The organism is Kitasatospora sp. NPDC096128 (assembly GCF_040303105.1).
Taxonomy (GTDB): Bacteria; Actinomycetota; Actinomycetes; order Streptomycetales; family Streptomycetaceae; genus Kitasatospora.
The window spans coordinates 151,679-169,118 of record NZ_JBEOSP010000001.1 but is presented as its reverse complement, the minus strand read 5'-3'; the positions used below and the strand labels follow the sequence as shown (position 1 = coordinate 169,118).

Below are 17,440 nucleotides of genomic sequence, written 5' to 3'. Positions count from 1 at the left end.
TCATGATCGCAGGGCCTCGGCCAGCCGCCGGGCCCGGGTGTCCTCCGCCAGCAGCACCCGCAGCAGCGCCTCGGCGCCGCCGTCCGCCGCGCCGCCCGACAGGTAGGCCTCGACCGAGCGCGGATCGGCGGGCAGCGTCACCTCACCGGCGTCGAGCGCGGCGTGCGCGCGGGCGTAGTCGACGCCGAGGCCGGCCAGCAGCTCCCCGGCGTCCGCCTCCGGCACCGACTCCGGCTCCTGGCGGGCCACTTCGTGGAGTGCCAGGAGGGCCAGCAGCACGTGCTCGGTGCCGGGAGTCCGGCGGCCGAGGCGCTCGGCCTGGGCGTCCGCCTCCAGCCGGATCCAGGCCGAGCGCCCGGCCGCCCCCGGCTGCAACAGCCGCTTCCAGCGCGGCAGTCGGCGGGCCCGGCGGGCCGCCAGCGCCTCCCGGGTGGGGCGCAGCAGGGCGGCGGGGTCGCCTTCCGGTGCGTCGGCACCGCCCGCGCCGCCCCGACCGCCCCTGTCCTCACCGCCCCCGTCCGCGTCGCCGGGCGCGTGCCGGTACGGCTCCAGCTTGGTCGTCTCCATCGGGCCCCTCCCACGGATGCTGCTTTGCTTGAACGATACGCCTGCTTTTCTCTTCCTTTAGAATCCTTCGCACGTCAAGAACGCGCCAGGATCGGCGCGGGACCCGGGGCGGCACAGCGCCCCACCGAGGACGTCTTCCCCACCACGAGAGAGCCGGTCCCATGGTCTTCCTCCGCACGCGGCCCCGGCGCCTCGCCGCCGTCGCCCTCCTGGGCGCCGTCGTCCTCGGCTCGACCGCCTGCGGAGGACAGCGCACCGCACACCCGGCGGCAGCCGGCCCGGCCACTCCGACCGGCACGGACGGCCCGAACGCCACACCCCACGTGGAGCCCGGGGCCGGCGACGGCGCTCCGCACCACGGCGAGAACAACAGCTCCCGCACCGCCCGCGAGCTGACTCCCGCCGCCGAGCAGCAGGCACGCACGGAGGCCGACCGGATCGAGCCCGTCCTCAAACGGCTCTGGGAATCCGGCACCTGGGACCCGGCGAGCGTGCGCACCGCACTGCTCCGGCTCGGGTACCCGTCGGAGGACGCCAGGCCGAACACCACGCAGACCCTCGGCGCGCTCACCGTGTGGTCGGGTGAGCCGCGCTTCACCAGCGACCGGGGCTACGTCACCTCCGAGGGCGCCGTGCTCAGTCTCCGGGTCCGCCCCGACGCCTGCGTCCTCGGGTGGGTGCACCCGGCCGACTACCAGGTGCGGACGAGCGGCCCCTACCCCGAAACCGGCTGCTTCGAGCCGCCCTTCGCGCACTGAGGCCGACGGGCGGAAGCCCCGGCGACGCTCCGTTGTTGCCACCGGGTGGACCCGCGGCGCCGGAATTCCCCACCGAGGACCGACCGACCACCGACCGGCGTGGGCCTTTGACTGTCAGTCACCACCAGTGCTGGGGTGGGCGCATGGAGCCCATCGAACGCATCCGGCAGGCGATCACCCACGAGCGGGAGGAGTGGCACGCCTGGCTCGCCGGGCTGCGGGCCGGCCGGGCACCGGCACCCCAGGGGCGGATCCGGCACGTCTTCGTCCTCGTCCTGGAGAACCGCTCGTTCGACCACATGCTGGGGGTGTCGACCGGCACGGTGGCCGACGGCGGCCTCCGCCACGGCGTCGGCACGGACGCGGTGACCGGCGCGCCGACCACCGTCGACGGCCCCGACACCCGCGCCGGCAACCACCACGCGGGCAAGGACTACCCCGTCCGGATCGGCGCGCCCTTCGCCCTGCCCGTCGACCCGCCGCACGAGTTCTGCGACGTCCAGCTCCAGCTCGCCTCGACCGCCATCACCGGCCGTCCGCACGACGACCGGTGCGCCTACGACGGCACCTACCCGCCGATCACCCTGGACGGCTTCGTCGACAACTACGTCAACGAGGCGACGGTGAAGCAGAACGCCGAGGCCCTCGCCGACCCCGGCGCCGTCATGGCCTGCTTCACCGCCGACCAGCTCCCCGTCCTCAGCACCCTGGCCCGCGAGTTCGCCGTCTGCGACCGCTGGTTCTCCGCCCTGCCCGGGCCGACCTGGCCCAACCGCTTCTTCCTGCACGCGGCGAGCTCCGCCGGCCTCGACCACAGCCCCGACCCGGTCGACACCGTCCGGTCGCGGCTGAGCGGCTACACGTTCGAGCACGGGACGCTCTACGAGGCCCTGGACGCCAAGGGCCTCCCGTGGCGCGTCTACGCCGGCGACGCGCTCCCCCAGGTCAGCGCGCTCGCCGGGATGGACCTGCCGACGACGGTGGAGCACTACCACCACCTCGACGACCTGGCGGAACACCTCCAGGACCCCGCCTACCCGGCCGCCTACACCTTCATCGAGCCGAACTACGGCCACGTCCTCACCCACGGCGGCGACTTCCGCTGCGGCAACAGCCAGCACCCGCTCGACGACGTGACCGACGGCGAGGCGCTGATCAAGTCCGTCTACGAGGGGCTGCGGCGCTCACCGCTCTGGGAGTCCAGCCTGCTCGTCATCACCTACGACGAACACGGCGGCTTCTACGACCACGTGCCGCCACCCGCCGCCGTCCCGCCGGGCGACCGCACCGACCCGGAGCACAGCGCCCACGGCTTCCGCTTCGACCGGCTCGGCGTCCGGGTGCCCGCCGTCGTCGTCTCCCCGTGGGTCCCGGCCGCCGCACCCGGCGGCACGGACGGCGGCACGAAGGGCGGCAGCGGCGCCGGCACGGAGGGCGGCAGCGGCGGGCGGAACTGCAACCTGATCGACCACACCCCGTACGACCACGGCTCGCTGCTCGCCACCGTCGAGCGGCTGTTCGGACTGGCCCCGCTCACCGACCGCGACGCCCGGGCGAACGACTTCCTCCACCTGCTCTCCGCCGACGCCCCGCGCGAGGCGCCCCGCACCCTGCCCGACCCGGCCGAGTCGGGTGTGTCCTGGAAGGCCGAGGCCGCCGGCCCGGCCGATCCCGGCCGGCCCGTCACGGCGACGCTGCGCGGGTTCGTCGAGACGGCGGCGATCCAGGAGGCCCGCCTGCACCCGCAGGAGCACGACCGGATCCGCCGGCGGGCCGCCGGGATCGGAACGGTGGCCGACGCCGAGCGCTACCTCGCGGACATCACCGGACAACTCGGCCGGGCCGGGCTGCGCATCGCCCGGCCGCCCCGGGACTGACCCCGCCGGGTGCCCCGCAGCGAGGTCGGACACCGGCTGCGGGGAAAGGCCTCCAGGGCCTGTCCTGTCCTACCCGCCCGGGGCGCGCCGCATCGTCCAGAGGGTCGGGCCGTCGGCCGGCAGCCGGACCTCCTCCAGCACCTCGAAGCCGAAGTGGCGGTAGACGGCGAGGTTCTCCCGCTTGGAGGACTCCAGGTGGACCGGCAGGCCCGCGGCGTCCGCCCGGGCCAGGCCGGCGCGCAGCAGTACGGCGCCCTGGCCCCGGCCCTGGGCGGCCGGGTCGGTGCCGAGCAGCGCCAGGTACCAGTGCGCCTCCTGGGGCGCGGTCGCGGCGGCGGCCGCCACGCACTCCCGGAACCAGTCGGCCCGGTCGCCGAGCAGCGCGGCCAGTTCCCGGATCGTGCCCTCGTCCGGCACGGCCTTCTCCTGGGCCTCCGGCGCGACCCAGATCGCGGCCGCGTGCCCGGTGCGCTCGCACACCCCGTACGGCAGGTACTGCCGGGTGAGCAGCGTGTCGAAGTAGCCGGCCAGCGCGGCCGGCCGGGTGGCCTCCTCGGGGAAGAACCAGCACATCATCGGGTCGTCGCCGAAGGCCCGGGCCAGCAGCCGGGCCGTCGGCCCGACGTCCTCGCCCGTGACGCCCCTCGGCCGGTCCGCGTTCGTCATCCGCATACGGACATCCTCCGCGCCCTTATTCCCGGCCACCAGGGCGGGGGCACCAACTCGACCACGAAGAGCGGGACATGGCGGTGCGCGGGGTGGCGGTGGAGTGGCCGCTGCGGGCGGCGGCCCGCTGTCCGAACGGCGGCCACTCCACCGCGGGGCGCCGGGGCGCCCCGCCTTCACCTGTCTTCCACCGGCCGTCGCGGGCTCCGGAGTACCGGCCGGGGCCCGGGGGTTCGGCGGCAGCCCGTCCCAGGAGGGGGCGGACCGTTCTCGGGGCGCCTCAAGGCGCGTCTGAGGTGGTGCGGTCGAGGCGCAGCAGCGCCACCCGGACCCTGCGGCGGGGCAGCGCCGCGGGCAGCGGGAGCAGCAGGGCGGCGGCGGTGAACGCCGCGTAGTGCCAGGCCTCGGGCCACGTGCCGGACCAGCCGAGTTCGGCGTGCCGGTGCTCGGCGAAGGCGTTGCAGCACAGCCAGGCGGCCAGGCCGACGACGGGCGCGGCGCGCGGGCGGGAGAAGTGCCCCACCAGCACGCACAGCGCCAGGTACGCGGCGAGGGCGGGCGGGCCGGAGTGCAGCTCCCCGATCAGGCCGAGGGCGAGGGCCAAGAGGCCGCCGCCGAGCAGGGCGGCGGTGCCGGAGGCCCCGGGCGGGAGCCGGTCCAGCACCGGGCGGTAGCGGCTGCCGCCGGGGCCGGCCGAGTACATCCGCACCCGTGACTACCCCTTCGTGGCGAGCAGTTCGGGCGCGGGCCCGACCGGGAGGTGCCAGCGGGTGCGGCGGTGCAGGGCCTCCAGGTCGTGCAGCAGTTCGGGCACCGGCACGGTCAGCACCGGGCAGCCGGCCCGGCGGGCGCAGTACGCGGACACCGGCCGCCGCAGCCGGCGGCGCAGCGGGCCGCCGCTGCGGCCGAGCACCAGCAGGTCGTCCGGCCGGTCGGCGAGGTGCACCAGGGCGGGGCCGGTCTCGCCGCGGATCACCACGGGCTGCATCGGCACGCCGGGGCCGTCCGCGCCGAAGGCCGCCTCCAGCGCTTCGTCCAGGCGCCGCTCGGCGGCCTCCCGGACGGCGGCGAGCAGCGACGGGCAGGGCGAGCGCCGGTAGCCGTGCTCACCGCCCGGGGGCTCCCAGGCGAGCACCGGCCACAGCACGGCGCCGCGCTCGCGCGCCTCGGCCCGGCCGCGGTGCAGCGCGGCCAGGCTCCCCAGTGACCCGCTGACCCCGACCACCACCCTGGGTGCCGTGTCGTCCTGGTGCCGCCCGTCGCCGTACATGATCCGTCCTCGTGTGGTTCCGGTTCTCCGTCGCTCTCCACCCAATCGCCTCCCGGCCGCCCGCCCGGCCCCCGTTGACGCCTTCCTGACGCCCCGGGCGGCGTTCCGTACGCACTCCATACACGGGTCGGCCGCCTCACCCGTCCGGCCCAGCCGAGGGGCGGGGACCACGATGCGCCCACCTCGAACGGTTATGCATACGGCATGAGAATCACCTTTCGCGCTGCTCTCGGTGTCCCGCTGATGACCGCCGCCGCCCTGGCCCTGACCTCCGTTCCGGCCGGCGCGGCGACCGGGGACCTGGCCATCAACGGGACCACCCAGACCGATCCCTCCGGCTGCTACGCCCTGGACGAGGCCGCCAGCATCGTCGACAACCTCACCGACGCGGCGGCGGAGATCCACTCCGGCGCGGACTGCGGCGGAGAGGTCGTCGAGGTCATCCAGGCCGGTGACGACAGCCGGGTCACCGGAGCGCAGAGCCTCTACATCCCCTGACCGGGCGGGAGTACTCCCGCTCCCCCGCCGGGCGCCCCGCGCGGCACTGGCACCACCACCGAATGGTGCTATCGTCACTAGCACCATGTTGCTGAAGCTGGACCTTGGCGATGCCCGCCCCCTGCACGAGCAGGTGGCGGGCGCGATCCGACGGGCCGTCGCGGAGGGCGAATGCGCCCCCGGTGACAAGCTGCCACCGGCCCGGGAGCTCTCCCGGGCCCTCGGGGTGAACACCAACACCGTCCTGCGCGGGCTGCGCGCCCTGCGCGACGAGGGGGTGCTGGAGTTCCGCCGGGGCCGCGGCATCACGATCGCCAGCGACGCCGACACCCGCACCGAACTGGTCGAGCGGGTCCGGCAGTTGGTCGCGGACGCGGCCCAGGCCGGCTACAGCAGGAACGATCTCGTGGACCTGATCAGGGGGATGTCGTGAGGAACGAAGAACCGGCCGGAGAGCCCGACTCAATCCGGCCGGTGCGCCGGGGGGCACTGTGGGGGGCGGTGGTCTGGACGCTCGGCGTGCTGGCGCTGCTGCTCGCGCTTCCGCAGCTCGCGGGCGACCGGCTGCCCGACCCGGTGGCGACCCACTGGACCGGGCGCGCCCCGGACGGTTCGATGTCGCTGACGGCGGCCTCGCTGTTCCCGGCCGCCGTCTGGCTGCTCACCGCGCTCGGCACCGGGGCCGCCCTGCGGTTCCGGCCCGGCCGGGGCCGGGGCGCCCACGGGACGGCCCTGGCCGCCACCGGCGTCCTGCTGACCGGCGCGCAGGCCTCCATCGTGCACGCCAACCTGGACCGCGCCCGCTGGCAGGATGCCGCCCCGATGGGCATCGAGGTGGTCCTGATCATCGTGGCCGCCGGCGCGGCCGGGGTGCTGACCTGGCTGGCCACGCGGCCGGCCGCCACCGCCCCGGCCGAACCCGGCACCCCGGTGCTGGACCTGCCGGCCGGCCAGCGGCTGGTCTGGCTCTCCTCCGCGGCCAACCCGTGGATGCAGGTGGCCGCCGCCCTCTTCGGACTGCTGTCGGTGGCCGCCCTGCTGACCCGGATCGGCGGCCTGGACCGGCCCGACTGGCCGGGGATCGTCCTCTTCGGCCTGTCCCCCGTCGCCCTCCTGCTCTGCTCCTCCGTACGGGTGCGGGTGAGCCCGCAGGGCCTGCACGTCGGCTTCGGCCCGTTCGGCTGGCCCGCCCGGCACCTCGCCCCCGGCGAGCTGGTCTCGGCCCGGGTCGAGCAGCTCACCGCCCGCCAGGCCGGCGGCTGGGGCTACCGGGCGTACCGCGGGGGCTCCACGGTGTTCCTGCGCCGGGGCGAGTGCCTGGTGGTCCGCACCAGGCGCGGGACGGACTTCGCGGTCAGCGTCGACGACGCCGAGCGCGGGGCCGCCCTGCTCAACGCCCTGATCGCCCGGGCGGACGCCCCGACCCGCTGACCCCCGGCCGGACCCCGCCACCGCAGACGACCAGGCCCCGCCACCGCGGACGGACCGGCCCGCCTCCGGTGGCGGGCCGGTCCGTCTGCGGCGAGGCTGGTGCGCGGTCGGGCCGGCGCGGCCCGCCCCAGCGCGGTGAGCGGCGGACGGACGGTGGTGCAGGTGGCCGACGGCAGCGGCGGCTTCCCCTCGCGCGGCGTGTGGCGCCGCCCCGGACTGCGCTGGGTGGACGTCCTGGTCGCCGCCGCGCTGGTCGCCGGACTGTACGGGCTGCTGCGGCTCGCCCCCTCGCTGGACGCCCCGTTCCTGCCCGACCAGGCCCCCGCCACCGTCTCCACCGACCCGTCCGAGCTGCCGTTCTACGCCGTCCGCTCACTCCTGCGGATGTTCGTCGCGCTGATCGCCTCGGTGCTGTTCACCTTCGTCTACGCGACTGCCGCCGCCCGGATGCGGCGGGCCGAGAAGGTGCTGCTGCCGGTCCTGGACATCCTCCAGTCGGTGCCGATCCTGGGCTTCCTGTCGATCACCGTCACCGCCTTCATCAACCTCTTCCCCGGCTCCACGCTCGGCCTCGAATGCGCGTCGGTCTTCGCCATCTTCACCTCGATGGCCTGGAACATGACCTTCGCGTTCTACTACTCGCTGGTCAGCCAGCCGCGCGAACTGGACGAGGCGGCCCGGGTGATGCGGCTGACCAAGTGGCAGCGGTTCTGGCGCCTCGACGTGCCCAGCGGCATGATCCCGCTGGTCTGGAACGGGATGATGAGCTTCGGCGGGGCCTGGTTCTTCCTCGCCGCCTCCGAGTCGATCAGCGTGCTCAACCACCACTACGCGCTGCCCGGCATCGGCTCCTACGCGGCCACCGCCATCGGCAACGGCGACCTCGGCCAGGTCGGCATCGCGATCGGCGTGATGGTCGTCATGGTGATCGGCGTCAACGTGCTGTTCTGGCGGCCGATGACGGCCTGGTCCGAACGCTTCCGGGTGGAGGAGTCGGAGGCCGCCGACCGGCCGCGCAGCATCGTCCTGGACCTGCTGCGGCGCTCCAGCCTGCCGGAGCTGGCCGGGCGCCCGCTGCGCCCGCTCGGGTCCGCGCTGGACCGGGCCACCCGGGTGTTCGGCCTCGCCGAGCACCCGCTCGCCCGGCCCGCCACCCGGGAGCGCACCGGGGACGTGTTCTTCGCCGGCGCGGTCGCCGCCGTCGTGGTCTTCGGCGCCTGGCGGGCCTTCGACTACGTCCACACCACCGTCGGCCTCGGCGAGTTCGGCCACGCCTTCGCGCTCGGCGCGGCCACCTTCACACGGGTGCTGGTGCTGCTCGCGGTGGCCACCCTGGTGTGGGTGCCGATCGGGGTGTGGATCGGCATGAACCCCAAGGTCACCCGCTTCGCCCAACCGGTGGTGCAGGTGCTGGCCAGCTTCCCGGCGAACTTCCTGTTCCCCTTCGCCACCGCCGCCTTCGTCGCGCTCGGCGTCTCGCTGAACATCGGCTCGGTGCTGCTGATGGCGCTCGGCGCCCAGTGGTACATCCTGTTCAACGTGATCGCCGGGGCCTCCGCGATCCCCAGCGACCTGCGCGAGGCGATGACCGGCTTCCAGGTCCGGGGCGGACTGCGCTGGCGGGCCTTCGTCCTGCCGGCCGTCTTCCCGTACTACGTCACCGGCGGCATCACCGCGGCCGGCGGCGCCTGGAACGCCTCGATCGTCGCCGAGGTGGTCGACTACGGCTCCCACCACCTGACCGCCACCGGGCTCGGCTCGTACATCGCCGACGCCACCGGCACCGGCACCTTCCCCAAGATCCTGGTCGGAGTGACCGTGATGAGCGTCTACGTGGTCGCGCTCAACCGGCTGCTGTGGCGCCGGCTCTACCGGCTCTCCGAGACCCGCTACGCCCTCTGAGACCCGCTACCCGAGGAGACCCCGCACGATGACCGCCGCCACCCGCACCACGATCGTCGAGGCCTCCGACGTCACCAAGACCTTCGCCACCCCGGACGGACGGGCGCTGCCCGTCCTCGACGACATCAGCCTGCACCTGGCCGAGGGCGAGATCGTCGCCCTGCTCGGCAAGTCCGGCTCCGGCAAGTCCACCCTGCTGCGCTGCCTGGCCGGGCTGATCTCGCCCTCCTCCGGGACGGTCACCTACCGGGGCACCCCGCTGCGGGCCGCCAACCCCGGGGTGGCCATGGTGTTCCAGTCCTTCGCCCTGCTGCCCTGGCTGACCGTCCAGCAGAACGTCGAACTCAGCCTCCAGGCACGCGGGGTGGACGAGGAGGAGCGGCGCGAACGGGCGCTGCGCGCGATCGACCTGATCGGCCTGGACGGCTTCGAGGGCGCCTACCCCAAGGAGCTGTCCGGCGGGATGCGCCAACGCGTCGGCTTCGCCCGGGCGCTGGTGGTCGAACCGGACGCGCTGTTCATGGACGAGCCGTTCTCCGCCCTGGACGTGCTGACCGCCGAGAACCTGCGCAGCGAGCTGGTCGGGCTGTGGGAGGGCCGCGGGGCCCCGGTCAAGTCCATCCTGATCGTCACCCACAACATCGAGGAGGCGGTGCTGCTGGCCGACCGGATCCTCGTGCTGTCCTCCAACCCCGGCCGGATCCGCTCCGAACTGACCGTCGACCTGCCCCGCCCGCGCGACCGCCGCACCCCCCAGTTCGAGGCCCTGGTCGACACCGTCTACGGCATCCTCACCGGCCGCGAGGAGCAGCCCGCCGCCGAGCCCGCCGCCCGGCAGGCCGCCACCCCGATCACCACCCCGCTGCCGCCCGCCACCGTCGGCGGGCTGGCCGGCCTGCTGGAGATCCTGCTCGCCATGGGCGGCGAGGAGGGCCTGGCCGAGATCGCCGACGAGCTCAACTTCGAGGTCGACGACCTGCTCCCGCTGGTCGACGCCGCCGTCCTGCTCGACCTCGCCCGCACCACCGACGGCCGCTTCGCCATCACCCCGGACGGCCGCGCGTTCGCCGCCGCCGACATCCTCACCAGGAAGCAGCTGTTCGCCCACCAGGCCGCCCGCCGCGCCCCGCTGGTCCGCGCCATCGTCCAGGCCCTCGCCACCACCGCGAACCACAAGCTCCGCGAGGACCTCTTCCTCGACCTGCTGCGGGCCGGCTACGACACCGAGGACGCCCGACGGCAGTTGGAGACCGCGATCGACTGGGGGCGCTACGGCGAGCTCTACGACTACGACGCGGACGACGCCGAGTTCGCCCTCGAACCCGGCGCCGAGGCGGCGCTGTAGCACCGCATCGTCAACTCGCGCTCGTCACAAACCACCTGATCCAGTGGTGGGACCTGCGCCTTCGCGGGTACACCAGTTGACGGCCGTGTCCGTGCGGCGGCGCCCCGTCGACACCGCCCCGCACGACTCCCCAGCGGCCGGAGGACTGCGGGCCGGTGCTGCCCGTGCGGAAGGCGAGGAGGCGTCCGTGAGCGACGACCTGCGCGGCGAGGAAACCACGAACCCACCACCTGGGGAAAGCCTCCAGGACGAACGCACGGTCACCTTCCTGCGCTACGGCGTCGGGGCGATCGGCGTGCTGCTGCCGCCGGCCCTGCCGTTCGGCAACTGGCTGGCCGACGAGGTCACCGGGCGGGCCACGGACGGGTACTGGCCCGCGTCGATGAGTGCCGCGTACTACGGCAACACCCGGAACATCTTCGTGGGCGCCCTGTGCGCACTCGGGGTGTTCCTGATCTGCTACCGCCTGGACCGGCGGGACGACCGGTGGAGCACGGCGGCCGGGGCGTTCGCGCTCGGGGTCGCGCTGTGCCCGACCACGCCCCCGGATCCGAGCGGGCTGCAGCGCACGGTCGGGGCGCTCCATCTGGTGAGCGCCGGGCTGCTGTTCGTGATGCTCGCGCTGTTCTGCCTGTACTCCTTCCGCAATCCGCGCTCGGCGCAGCCGGCCCGGGTGGCCACCGCGTACCTGGCGGCCGGGGTGCTGATCCTGGTCGCGCTGCTGGCGGCGGTGGCGACGGGGCTGTCGGGCTTCGGGGCGGACTGGACGGTCCGGCCGGTGTACCTGTGCGAGTGGGTGGCGACCTGGGCGTTCGGTGCGGCCTGGATCGGTGCGGCGGTGGAACTGGCGGCCGGGCGCGGCGGGCGGGCCGGGTCGCTGCCCCGGCAGGCGGTCGGGGGCGGGGTGCGCAGTACGGAGGCACAGACCTGAGCGATCGTCACCTTGTCGCGCCGGGCGACCGTTACCATGCGCACCAGGGCCGGCCGCCGTGGCGTTCGGTGACGGATGCCGGACAGCGACGGGGAGCGAGAGCGTGACGGACGAGCAGTACCCCTCGACAGACCTGCGGATGGACGTGCCGCACTCCGCACGGGTCTACGACTACCTCATCGGCGGCAAGACCAACTTCGAGGCGGACCGGACGGCCGCGCACGCCTCCGTCCGGGCCTGGCCCGCGCTGCCGACCTCCATGCGCACCACCCGCGACTTCATGCAGCGCTCGGTGCGCCACCTCACCGAGCAGTACGGGGTGCGGCAGTTCCTGGACATCGGCACCGGCATCCCCACCTCCCCCAACGTGCACGAGATCGCCCAGGCGATCGCCCCCGAGGCCCGGGTCGGCTACGTGGACAACGACCCGATCGTGCTCACCCACGCCCGGGCCCTGATGTCCAGCACGCCCGAGGGCCGCACCTGTTACGTGGACGCCGACTTCCGCGACCCGGAGTCGATCATCGGCGACCCCCGGCTGCGCGAGGTGCTCGACCTCTCGCAGCCGGTGGCGCTCTCGCTGATCGCCATCGTGCACTTCGTGCTGGACGAGGACGACCCGCAGGGCATCGTCCGCCGCCTCATGGACGCGCTGGCGCCCGGCAGCTTCCTCGCCCTCACCGTGTTCACCGGCGACACCGACCCGGTCGGGGTGGGCGGCGTCGGCCGGGAGTACAACGCCCGCGGCATCCCGCTGCAGATCCGCGACAGGGCCGGGACCGAGGCCTTCTTCGACGGCTACCGGCTGCTCGACCCGGGCGTCACCCTGGTCCACCACTGGCGGCCGGACGCCGACGCCCCGCCGATCCGCGACCGGGACATCGCGATGTACGCGGGCGTGGCGGTCAAGAGCTGAGGGCCCGGGGGCCTGGTCAACCAGGGACGGAGACCAGGCCCGCCTCGTAGGCCAGGATGACCAGCTGGACCCGGTCGCGGGCGTCCAGCTTGGCGAGCAGCCGGGTCATGTACGTCTTCACGGTGGCGATGCTGAGCACCAGTTCGGCGGCGATCTCGGAGTTGGACAGGCCCCGGCCGACCAGGGTGAGGATCTCCCGCTCCCGCTCGGTGATCACCGCCAGCCGGTCCGGCGCCCGCGCCGGCTTGGGCTGCTGGGCCGCGAAGGCCCCGATCAGCCGCCGGGTGACGCTCGGCGCGATCAGCGCCTCCCCTGCGGCGACCACCCGGACCGCGGCCAGGATGTCGTCCAGCGCCATGTCCTTGACCAGGAAGCCGGAGGCCCCGGCGCGCAGCGCCGCGTACACGTGCTCGTCCTCGTCGAAGGTGGTGAGCACCACCACCTTCGTCGGCCCGCCGGCGGCGGTGACCTGCCGGGTGGCCTCGATGCCGTCGGTACCGGGCATCCGGATGTCCATCACCACGACGTCCGGCCGCAGTTCGGCGGCCAGCCGGACGGCCTCGGCGCCGTCGCCCGCCTCGCCGACCACCTCGACGTCCGTCGTCTCGGTGATCACCATCTCCAACGCGGCCCGCACCAGCGGCTGGTCGTCGGCCAGCACCACCCGGATCACGCCGTCACCGCCTCGGGGACGGGCAGCCGGGCGGCGACCCGGAAGCCGCCGCCCGGGCGCCGCCCGGCCTCGAACTCGCCGTGCAGCAGGGCGACCCGCTCGCGCAGCCCGGCCAGGCCGAAGCCGGTTCCGGGCGCGTCGCCGTGGCCCCGGCCCCGGTCGGTGATCTCCACCCGGAGCTCCCCCGCCCGGCTGCGGTCGACGCTCACCAGGCAGTCGCGGACCCCTGCGTGCCGGACCACGTTGGTGACCGACTCCTGGATGATCCGGAAGGCCGAGAGGTCGATCTCCGGTGGCAGCGGACCGGGTTCGCCCGTGTGCCGCACCTCCACCCGCACCCCGGCCGCGGTGGTGGCCTCGGCCAGCCGGTCGAGGTCGGCCAGGCCGGCCGGCACGGTGTCCGACACCTCGCCGTCGGCCTGGCGCAGCGCGACCAGCATCCGGCGCAGCGCGGCGAGGGTCTCCCGGCCGGCCGTCTCGATCTCGCCCAGCGCCTGCTTGGCCCGCTCGGGCCGGCGGTCGATCACCCGGCGGGCGGCTCCGGCCTGGAGGGCGACGATGCCCATGCTGTGGGCGACGGTGTCGTGCATCTCCCGGGCGATCCGGAGCCGTTCGGCGGTCACCGCCTCGGCGGCCACCCGGCTGCTCAGGGTCTCGGCGTGCTCCCGGTTCTGCCGCACCGAGCGCCCGGCCAGCCAGGCGACCAGGGCGAGCAGCGCGGCGCCGTCCGCCTCGCCGATGTGGGTGCCGGTGAAGATGCCGACGGTGTTGCCGTGGACCATGCCCATGTGCAGGACCAGGAAGACCCCCGCCACGGCGAAGGCGGTGCGCGAACTGCGGCGCGGGGAGCGGGCGGTGATCAGGAACAGGGCGACGTACACCGCCAGCAGCGCACCTGGCGGGACCTGGTTCTTCGCCGACCAGCCGTCGGTCTCCGTCCAGGTCGCGATCAGCAGTACGACGACCGAGAGCACCGGCAGCCGGCGCACCAGGGCCGCGCCGACGAAGGCGATCGCGGTGTCGCCCAGGGTGAAGGCCAGGCCGCCGTGCAGGGCGGCGCCGCGCTGCAGGCGTTCGGTGGCGCCGAGCAGCACGGCGGGGTAGGCGGCGGCCACGCACCAGGCGAGGGCGACCCAGGCCTCGGGCGGGACGCGCCGCAGCAGCGGGGGCGTCGGTGTCTCGGGCATGGATCAAGATCGTAACGACGGGCCCGGGCGCCGTCATCCAACCGTGGTTGTACGACCGGGGCCGGCCCGCGGTGTCGACGCCGGTCCGATGCGGCGGCCGGGGCTCCCCCGGCACCGTGGTGCCCATGATCGAAGTCATCGAACTGACCAAGCGCTACGGCCGCCGCACGGCCGTCGACCGACTCACCTTCACCGTGCGCCCCGGCCACGTCACCGGCTTCCTCGGCCCCAACGGCGCCGGCAAGTCCACCACCCTGCGGATGGTGCTGGGCCTGAACGCCCCCACCTCCGGCACCGCCACCGTGGGCGGACGGGACTTCCGCGGTCTGCCGCGCGGCCTGCGCGAGGTCGGCGCCCTGCTCGACGCCGGCGACGTGCACGGCGGCCGCACCGGCGGCGCCCACCTGCGGGCCCTCGCCCTCGGCAACGCCATCCCGCGCCGCCGGGTGGACGAGGTACTCGCCGAGGTCGGCCTCGCCGACGCCGCCGGGCGCCGGATCGGCGGCTACTCACTGGGCATGAAGCAGCGCCTGGGCATCGCCGGCGCGCTGCTCGGCGACCCGCCCGTACTGCTCTTCGACGAGCCGCTGAACGGCCTCGACCCCGAAGGCGTGCTCTGGGTGCGCGGACTGTTCCGCCGCCTCGCCGAGCAGGGCCGCACGGTCTTCGTCTCCAGCCACATGATGGCCGAGATGGAGCACACCGCCGACCGGCTGGTGGTGATCGGCCGCGGCCGGCTGATCGCCGACGAGAGCCTCGGCGAGTTCGCCGCCCGGGCCGGCCGCGCCGCCGTCGGCGTCCGCGCCGCCGAACCCGAGCGGATGACGGCCGTGCTGCGGGCCGCCGGCGCCACCGTCCGCCCGGGGCCGGACGGCAGCCTGGAGGTGACCGGTCTCGATCCCGGCCGGATCGGCGAACTCGCCCTGGAGCAGCGCCTGTTGCTGTACGGCTTGACCGAGCGCGGCGCCTCCCTGGAGGAGGCCTTCATGCAACTGACCGCCGACAGCGTCGAGTACCTCGCCGGAGAGCCCCGTTGAACACCCCGACCCCTGTACGCCGTGCCCGCTTCGCCGACCTGCTCGCCGCCGAGTGGCTGAAGTTCTGGTCACTGCGCTCGATCCCCTGGGTGCTCGCCGTCGGCGGGCTGCTCATCCTCGCCGCCAACCTCAAGTCCGCCCAGTACACCCACGACCACTACACGCCCGGCGACGGCGATCCGGCGGTGATGAAGCAGGCGGCCCTGTACGTCTCCTTCATCACCGGCTCCGCCGACATCGTGATGCTGCTCGCGGGCGGCCTCGGCTCGATCGTCATCGCCGGCGAGTACGCGACCGGGCTGATCCGCACCACGCTGGCCGCCGTACCCGACCGCCGGGCCGTTCTGCTGGCCAAGGCGGGTGTGCTGACGGCCGTGCTGCTCGGCTTCGGCGTGCTCACCGCAGGCCTGTCCTTCGCCCTCACCCAGGCGATGCTGGCCGACCGGGGCATCGGGCAGTCGATCGGCGACCCGACGGCGCTGCGGTACGTGGCGGCGGCCGCGCTGTTCGCCCCGGTCTGCGGACTGGTCGGCCTCTGCCTGGGCACCCTGCTGCGGCACAGCGCGGGAGCGGTGGTCGGCACCGTGGTGGTGCTGTTCTTCCTGCCCTCCCTCGTCACCGAGCGCTACCGCTGGTCCGCCGACCTCCTGCACGCCCTGCCCTTCCCGGCCTGGCAGCGCCTGGCCCGCACCACCCTGGCCGGGATGCGCCCCACCGACTACCCGGCCACCGTGGCCGGCTCCTGGACCAGCTACGCGGGGTGGGCGCTCGCCTCGGTCCTCATCGCGGTGGTGGCGATCCGGCGCCGCGACCACTGAGGGGACGACCACCGGGTCCGGCGGCCTCCCGCCGGCCCGCCCACTCGTCGGCGAGGGCGACCAGCAGGGCCGCCAGGACCAGGCCGGCCGCCACCGTGACGCCCAGTTGGAAGGCGAGCGCCCAATCCGGGTGGCGTCCGGCGGCGTGGGCGAAGAAGACCGAACCGACGACGGCGATGCCGACCGCCGAGCCCACCCGCTGGGCGGTCTGCAGGACGCCGCCGGCGCTGCCCGCGCGGGCGAGCGGGACGTGCTGGAGGGTGAGGGTCTGGTTCGGGGCGATCACCAGACCGCTGCCCACCCCGGCGACCAGCAGCGGGCCCACCGTCGTCCATGCCACCGCGGGCCCGTCCCAGAGCTGCACCGCCAGCGCCGAGGCCAGCAGGCCGACCAGCACCAGCATCAGCCCCGCCACCACCAGCGACCGCCCGTACCGGCTCACCAGCCGTCCGCCCACCGCGGCCGACACGCCCGAACCCACGGCGAAGGGGGTGATCGCCAGACCCGCCGTCAGCGCCGAGTAGTGGCGCCCCGCCTGGAGGTAGAGCGTGAAGATGAAGAAGACCGCGGTGAACCCGGCGAAGTACACCAGGGACAGCAGCACCCCCGCCGCGTACGGCCGCACCGCGAACAGCCCCATGTTGACCAGCGGTTCGCGCCGCCGCACGCCCTGCCGCTCCCGCGCGTAGTGCCGCTCCCAGCCGACGAAGGCCGCCAGCAGCACCGCCGCCAGCGGCAGCAGCAGCCAGCGGGCCGGGCCGTGCCACTGCTGCTCCTGGACGAAGGGCAGCAGCAGGGCGACCGTCCCCGCGCCGAGCAGCAGCACCCCGAGCGGGTCGAAGTCGCGCTGCCCGGCCCGCTCGGCGGCCGGGCGGGGCGGCGGGAGCAGCCGGTAGGCGATCGGCAGGGCGGCGAGGCCGATCGGCAGGTTGACCAGGAACACCCAGCGCCAGCCGTCCTGCGGGCCGAAGATGTGGATCAACAGGCCGCCCAGCAGCGGTCCGACGGCGGTGGACAGCCCGATGGTCGCGCCCAGCGCGCCGAAGGCCCGGCCCCGCTCGGCGCCCTGGAACAGGGTCTGGATGAAGCCGGACACCTGCGGCACCAGCACCCCGCCCGCCGCGCCCTGGAACAGCCGGGCCAGCACCAGCCACTCCTGGTTCCGGGCCGCCCCGGCCAGTGCGCTGGCCGCGGTGAACAGGGCGAGCCCGGTGAGGAAGACGGCCCGGCGGCTGCGGGCGTCGCCGAGCCGCCCGGCGGGGACGAGCACCAGGCCGAAGGCGAGCGCGTAGCCGCTGAGCACCCACTGCAGGCCGCTGTCGGACATGTGCAGTCCGGCCCGGACGGTCGGCAGGGCGACGTTGACGATGCTGACGTCCAGCAGGGTCATGAACCCGGCGACCAGGCAGACCGTCAGCGCCCGCCAGCGCCGCGCCTCGGCCCGCCCGCCGACCGCCGAGGCGCCGGGCGGCTGCGGGCGCGGGCACTGCGCGTCGCGGGAGGGTGGGGCGGTCATGGGAGCCTCTTCCCGGTGTCCGGGGACTGGTCCTGGCTCTGCTCCGGC

18 protein-coding genes are annotated in these 17,440 nt (G+C 74.7%); 11 read left to right on the top strand and 7 right to left on the bottom strand.

Translation table 11 applies throughout. From position 1 onward, the window contains the following. Positions 1-567 (bottom strand): hypothetical protein, encoded by a 567-nt coding sequence (locus ABTY61_RS00730; protein ID WP_350502696.1) that lies wholly within the window; start codon positions 565-567, stop codon positions 1-3. A gap of 161 nt (positions 568-728) precedes the next feature. On the opposite strand from ABTY61_RS00730, the gene ABTY61_RS00725 reads away from it, so the two are divergent. Both ABTY61_RS00725 and ABTY61_RS00720 read left to right on the top strand, forming a co-directional pair. Beyond that, positions 729-1,325, top strand: a complete 597-nt coding sequence (locus tag ABTY61_RS00725; RefSeq protein WP_350502695.1) for a hypothetical protein — start codon at positions 729-731, stop codon at positions 1,323-1,325. Between the two features lie 143 nt (positions 1,326-1,468). Further along, the gene (locus tag ABTY61_RS00720) at positions 1,469-3,202 is read left to right on the top strand and encodes an alkaline phosphatase family protein (RefSeq protein ID WP_350502694.1); all 1,734 of its coding nucleotides are present in this window, start codon (positions 1,469-1,471) and stop codon (positions 3,200-3,202) included. 69 nt (positions 3,203-3,271) lie between these two features. Here ABTY61_RS00720 and ABTY61_RS00715 read toward each other — a convergent pair whose 3' ends face one another. From ABTY61_RS00715 to ABTY61_RS00705, 3 genes are all read right to left on the bottom strand, one after another. Further along, positions 3,272-3,868, bottom strand: coding sequence for a GNAT family N-acetyltransferase (locus tag ABTY61_RS00715; protein ID WP_350503069.1), 597 nt, complete (start codon positions 3,866-3,868; stop codon positions 3,272-3,274). 280 nt (positions 3,869-4,148) lie between these two features. After that, complete coding sequence (locus ABTY61_RS00710) at positions 4,149-4,577, bottom strand: hypothetical protein (protein WP_350502693.1); 429 nt, start codon at positions 4,575-4,577, stop codon at positions 4,149-4,151. A gap of 6 nt (positions 4,578-4,583) precedes the next feature. Next, positions 4,584-5,138 carry a universal stress protein gene (locus ABTY61_RS00705; RefSeq protein WP_350502692.1) on the bottom strand — a complete coding sequence of 185 codons (555 nt, stop codon included), beginning with the start codon at positions 5,136-5,138 and terminating at the stop codon, positions 4,584-4,586. Between the two features lie 204 nt (positions 5,139-5,342). Here ABTY61_RS00705 and ABTY61_RS00700 point away from each other — a divergent pair, with 204 nt between their 5' ends. The 7 genes from ABTY61_RS00700 (at position 5,343) to ABTY61_RS00670 (ending at position 12,161) form a co-directional block, all read left to right on the top strand. Beyond that, positions 5,343-5,636, top strand: coding sequence for a hypothetical protein (locus tag ABTY61_RS00700; RefSeq protein ID WP_350502691.1), 294 nt, complete (start codon positions 5,343-5,345; stop codon positions 5,634-5,636). Between the two features lie 85 nt (positions 5,637-5,721). Beyond that, positions 5,722-6,069: a GntR family transcriptional regulator gene (locus ABTY61_RS00695; RefSeq protein WP_350502690.1), complete on the top strand. Its 348-nt coding sequence runs from the start codon at positions 5,722-5,724 to the stop codon at positions 6,067-6,069. A 41-nt stretch (positions 6,070-6,110) separates the two neighbouring features. Continuing rightward, complete coding sequence (locus ABTY61_RS00690) at positions 6,111-7,067, top strand: DUF1648 domain-containing protein (protein WP_350502689.1); 957 nt, start codon at positions 6,111-6,113, stop codon at positions 7,065-7,067. Positions 7,068-7,229: 162 nt separating this feature from the next. Further along, a complete protein-coding gene (locus tag ABTY61_RS00685; protein WP_350502688.1) occupies positions 7,230-8,969 on the top strand; it encodes an ABC transporter permease in 1,740 nt (579 codons plus the stop codon). Between the two features lie 28 nt (positions 8,970-8,997). Next, entirely contained in the window at positions 8,998-10,314 is a 1,317-nt protein-coding gene (locus tag ABTY61_RS00680) for an ABC transporter ATP-binding protein (protein ID WP_350502687.1), read from the top strand. Between the two features lie 187 nt (positions 10,315-10,501). Further along, positions 10,502-11,245, top strand: coding sequence for a PMP-22/EMP/MP20 family protein (locus ABTY61_RS00675; protein ID WP_350502686.1), 744 nt, complete (start codon positions 10,502-10,504; stop codon positions 11,243-11,245). Positions 11,246-11,348: 103 nt separating this feature from the next. After that, on the top strand, positions 11,349-12,161 hold the full coding sequence (locus ABTY61_RS00670; RefSeq protein WP_350502685.1) for an SAM-dependent methyltransferase: 813 nt from the start codon (positions 11,349-11,351) through the stop codon (positions 12,159-12,161). A gap of 16 nt (positions 12,162-12,177) precedes the next feature. Here the strand turns inward: ABTY61_RS00670 and ABTY61_RS00665 are convergent, their stop codons facing one another. Both ABTY61_RS00665 and ABTY61_RS00660 read right to left on the bottom strand, forming a co-directional pair. Then, the gene (locus ABTY61_RS00665) at positions 12,178-12,834 is read right to left on the bottom strand and encodes a response regulator (RefSeq protein WP_350502684.1); all 657 of its coding nucleotides are present in this window, start codon (positions 12,832-12,834) and stop codon (positions 12,178-12,180) included. After that, positions 12,831-14,021, bottom strand: coding sequence for a sensor histidine kinase (locus ABTY61_RS00660; protein WP_350502683.1), 1,191 nt, complete (start codon positions 14,019-14,021; stop codon positions 12,831-12,833). The genes ABTY61_RS00665 and ABTY61_RS00660 overlap by 4 nt, the downstream gene beginning before the upstream one ends. 125 nt (positions 14,022-14,146) lie before the next feature. Here ABTY61_RS00660 and ABTY61_RS00655 point away from each other — a divergent pair, with 125 nt between their 5' ends. Together ABTY61_RS00655 and ABTY61_RS00650 are read left to right on the top strand one after the other, a co-directional pair. Further along, positions 14,147-15,058 carry an ABC transporter ATP-binding protein gene (locus ABTY61_RS00655; protein WP_350502682.1) on the top strand — a complete coding sequence of 304 codons (912 nt, stop codon included), beginning with the start codon at positions 14,147-14,149 and terminating at the stop codon, positions 15,056-15,058. Then, the gene (locus ABTY61_RS00650) at positions 15,055-15,876 is read left to right on the top strand and encodes an ABC transporter permease (RefSeq protein WP_350502681.1); all 822 of its coding nucleotides are present in this window, start codon (positions 15,055-15,057) and stop codon (positions 15,874-15,876) included. Before ABTY61_RS00655 ends, ABTY61_RS00650 begins: the two co-directional genes overlap by 4 nt. Here the strand turns inward: ABTY61_RS00650 and ABTY61_RS00645 are convergent. Continuing rightward, a complete protein-coding gene (locus tag ABTY61_RS00645; protein ID WP_350502680.1) occupies positions 15,839-17,392 on the bottom strand; it encodes an MFS transporter in 1,554 nt (517 codons plus the stop codon). The genes ABTY61_RS00650 and ABTY61_RS00645 overlap by 38 nt on opposite strands. Between the last annotated feature and the right edge of the window lie 48 nt (positions 17,393-17,440).